Raw genomic sequence first — 880 nt, 5'->3', positions numbered from 1 at the left:
CATAGGGCTGGAAGGTCGGCGTGACGACGTTCATGCCTTCGACCGCCGACAGCACCGATATCGCCGGCGTGATGACGGCGTCACCGAAAAAGAGCGAGGCGCCGACGATGCCGATGCCGAGGATCACCGCCGAGCGGGTCGGGAAACTGTTGCGCGCCAGTGCCATCAGCGACAGCACCCCGCCCTCGCCGCGATTATCGGCCCTGAGCACGAACATGATATATTTGATGGTGACGATGATCGTCAGCGACCAGATGATCAGCGACTGCACGCCGAGGATGTCGCCACGGTTGGCGACTTCGCCCCCCGACGATGCCACCAATGCCTCGCGGAAAGCATAGATCGGGCTGGTGCCGATATCACCGTAAACCACGCCGAGTGGGCCCAGCATCAGCACCTTGGTGCTGTGCTGCTCGACCTCAGAATGGCTCGATTGTTCGACGGGTTCTGCCTCGTTACCAGCATTGGTAAGGTCCATGGACGACACTCCGATAAGCGCGCGGTGCCCTACGCTTGCTGCGCTGCAATATCAAGTGCCGTCACGTAATGGCTGCGGGCATCGCCTGTCGTTGCTCGCCTTGGCAGACTCGCCAGCCCCGAAGGCCTACCGACGAGCAATAGCGCACCGGCAGAACCCTCAAGCGCCCAGATCAATGAATGGTTCTCGGCCACAGTGCCCCCGCGATGCGACCGATGGCGACCAGGGTGTCGGGGCGCACAAGGATGACGGTTTCCTGACGCCATTGCTCCAGGATGACAACAAGGGGCTGCAGGTCGACTATGATGGAAGGTGGGTGGATGTGGGTCCGATAGCTCGGAACGCTCCTCGTCAACATCGGCGAATTGGTCGAACTGCCTGGAACGGCTATTTGCACGCGAC

Annotated in this window: 1 protein-coding gene and 1 pseudogene; one reads left to right on the top strand and one right to left on the bottom strand. The window is 61.4% G+C overall.

Going from position 1 to position 880, the window contains the following annotated elements; genetic code table 11:
- Positions 1-478: KUP/HAK/KT family potassium transporter (locus tag EOA85_RS36270; RefSeq protein ID WP_206523499.1), on the bottom strand; the 478-nt coding region annotated here is incomplete at its 3' end.
- A gap of 202 nt (positions 479-680) precedes the next feature.
- Here EOA85_RS36270 and EOA85_RS36265 point away from each other — a divergent pair.
- A pseudogene (locus tag EOA85_RS36265) lies at positions 681-880 on the top strand (2OG-Fe(II) oxygenase family protein); the annotation flags it as partial.

This window comes from Mesorhizobium sp. M5C.F.Ca.IN.020.29.1.1, assembly GCF_003997375.1.
Lineage (GTDB): Bacteria > Pseudomonadota > Alphaproteobacteria > Rhizobiales > Rhizobiaceae > Mesorhizobium > Mesorhizobium wenxiniae.
The sequence above is the reverse complement of the archived record's forward strand: the minus strand, read 5'-3'. Positions and strand labels throughout refer to the sequence as shown.